Annotated in this window: 3 protein-coding genes; all 3 read right to left on the bottom strand. The window is 40.3% G+C overall.

Annotated elements, in window-relative coordinates; genetic code table 11:
• Positions 1–52: 52 nt before the first annotated feature.
• Entirely contained in the window at positions 53–706 is a 654-nt protein-coding gene (locus tag ACFFAP_RS37975) for a helix-turn-helix domain-containing protein (protein WP_375516030.1), read from the bottom strand.
• A 36-nt stretch (positions 707–742) separates the two neighbouring features.
• On the bottom strand, positions 743–868 hold the full coding sequence (locus ACFFAP_RS37970) for a hypothetical protein (RefSeq protein WP_375516029.1): 126 nt from the start codon (positions 866–868) through the stop codon (positions 743–745).
• Between the two features lie 372 nt (positions 869–1,240).
• Positions 1,241–2,203: a sensor histidine kinase gene (locus ACFFAP_RS37965; RefSeq protein ID WP_375516028.1), complete on the bottom strand. Its 963-nt coding sequence runs from the start codon at positions 2,201–2,203 to the stop codon at positions 1,241–1,243.
• Between the last annotated feature and the right edge of the window lie 186 nt (positions 2,204–2,389).

Raw genomic sequence — 2,389 nt, 5'->3', positions numbered from 1 at the left:
ATGGGCTATAGCCTAGCCACACAAAGGCTTTGACTGTTTTCGGAGATGTCTATTAGGTTGACTTACTTATTTGTTGCTGTTTAGTTAAGGTACGCTGTGCCTTTCTCCAAGCTTGAGGCGTAGTTTGGTGATATTGGCGAAACTGGCGGAAAAAATGACCTTCATGTTGATAGCCAACAGCTTCAGCAATTTGATTCACACACAAATCACCTTCCAAGAGCAAACTACGTGCTGCTACCATCCGGCGTTCGATAATCCAATGATTTACCGTTTGTCCCGTTTGTCGGTGTACTAAGTCCGTTAAATAAGCTGGACAGTAACCAACTGCAACAGCTACATCTTGCAAGCTAATTGGTTGATGGTAATTTGCTTCAATATACTCGAAGACTTGGCTTAGATGAGAGTCAGAAGGAAATATCGATTGAGGATTTACCGATTTCGCAGTTTCAGATGAAGGTAGAACTTGTTGGTACTGGGCGGCGTAATATTCCTTCACATCTGCTTGTTTTTCCAGTCTAGCAGCGATTGCTTCCAATAATTCCTCTACACTAGAGGGTTTAGTAAGATAATCATCTGCTCCTAAATTCATCCCTTGACGAACTTCAGTTTTAGTAGTTTTGGCAGTGAGAAAAATAAAAGGAATCATTGCAGTTACAGAGTTCTGACGCAGCGTAGTGAGTACACCGTAACCATCAAGTTCCGGCATGAGAATGTCGCAAAGTACCAAGTCTGGTAGATGTTCTTATGCCTGTTGAATGCCCACAAGACCGTTTTCTGCACCGATAGCTTCAAACCCTTCTACTTCTAGACAGTCTAGAAACATTTCCCGGCTTTGTGCTTCATCTTCGATTACTAAAATTTTTTTCATTGTCTTTTAAACTATCCGGTTGCTTGATTACAGGTTAGTTATGTTGGAGAGATTGTTATAGAAGCTGAAGTTCAGTTAACTGAACTTTCATCCGAGATACAAATTCTATGACAATCACTTTTTTCCTTTTTTTATTGCTGACCAAAAAATAATTTGGATGCAGAGCAACTAAATTCATTTATAGTTACTGAGCGACTTGTACTGAGCTTGTCCTAAGCGTAGTCGAAGGCGTTGCCTCTCTAAGAGTTGGGCGTAGTCGAAGTAAGTCGAAAGGAGCCGAAGTATGGAGTTCAAAATTATTGAATGAGTGAATGCGTGAATGCGTGACTTCCCCCAACGCAAATTTATCTCCAAGAGTTGGGGCTGACCTAACTAGCGTGATTGGTTCCTGCTTCCTGCTTCCATTGCTTGGCATAATGGCAAGGTGATTGTAAAAATCGTACCAAGCCCGACTTCACTCGTTACTATAATTTGACCACCATGCAAGTCTACAAGCTTTTTAACAAGTGCTAATCCCAACCCATTACCTGGTATATCACCAGCATTTCTACCCCGATAAAATGGTTCAAATAGGCGTTGTTGATCTGCTGCTGAAATGCCAATTCCTCTATCCTGAATTTGGAAAATTATTTTTGTATTTTGGCAGGAGAGGATGACATCAACTGTTGTACCAACTGGAGAATACTTGATTGCATTTGAAAGCAAATTCATCAGAATAGGCTGTAGCAATTTTTTATCCGCGCAAACTGTTTTACAATCACCTTGACTGACAAAGGTGAATGAGTGATGGCTTTGGCTCAAATCTAATTCTGCTAATATATCCTGGCAGAATTGAATCGGGTTAAGTGCTTCTGGCTCAAACTTTAGCTTTCCTATTTCTGCTCTATCCAGCGTGAGAAATTTATCAGCTAAATGCTTTATTTGTTCAGCTGCTGTTTCAAGGCGCTGCAAATACTGTACTTTTTTCTCTTCAGTCCAGTGGTGATGATGGCGTTTCAGTAAGCTAGTGGAGAATGAGATGATGTTTAGAGGAGTGCAGAATTCATGAGAGGCCATAGAAATAAAGTACGCCCTATGTTCAGCAAGTTGTTTCTCTTGTTCTATAGCCGTTTCTGCCTGTTGGCGCAAAACTTTCTCGCGGCGCAATTGCTGATTAGTATCTTTTAATTCAGCCATAAGCTGTTGTACTTTCCACTCTAATACTTCAACAAGAGGCAGGGAAGCAGGGGGATATGCTGCATCTGCCATGTGCAATTTAGTCAGATGCAACTTCTCTTTTAACGGCGGTGTGCCTTGAAAGTGGCGTTGTTTCAAAATGTAGTTGCTAGAAGACATACTCAAAACCTTCCAAGTGTTTATACAACTTTTAGAGGAACTGATACATGCTCATTAGGTTGCTTTACTTGTTTCTCTTGCTACTACCACTTTTTTTATGCAAAGTGCTTGATTTTTATTACAAAACTTTACTAAGGGACTTCCAAGGAATAAATTACTCAACAAAAATCATAAGCTTACATTTAA

It is taken from the genome of uncultured Nostoc sp., assembly GCF_964245575.1.
In the GTDB taxonomy this organism is placed as follows: Bacteria; Cyanobacteriota; Cyanobacteriia; order Cyanobacteriales; family Nostocaceae; genus Nostoc.
The sequence above is the reverse complement of the archived record's forward strand: the minus strand, read 5'-3'. Positions and strand labels throughout refer to the sequence as shown.

Coding starts and splice junctions, on each gene's coding strand:
- ACFFAP_RS37975 (WP_375516030.1), bottom strand. CDS start 706: ATGCCGGAACTTGATGGTTACGGTGTACTCACTACGCTGCGTCAGAAC.
- ACFFAP_RS37970 (WP_375516029.1), bottom strand. CDS start 868: ATGAAAAAAATTTTAGTAATCGAAGATGAAGCACAAAGCCGGGAAATG.
- ACFFAP_RS37965 (WP_375516028.1), bottom strand. CDS start 2,203: ATGTCTTCTAGCAACTACATTTTGAAACAACGCCACTTTCAAGGCACA.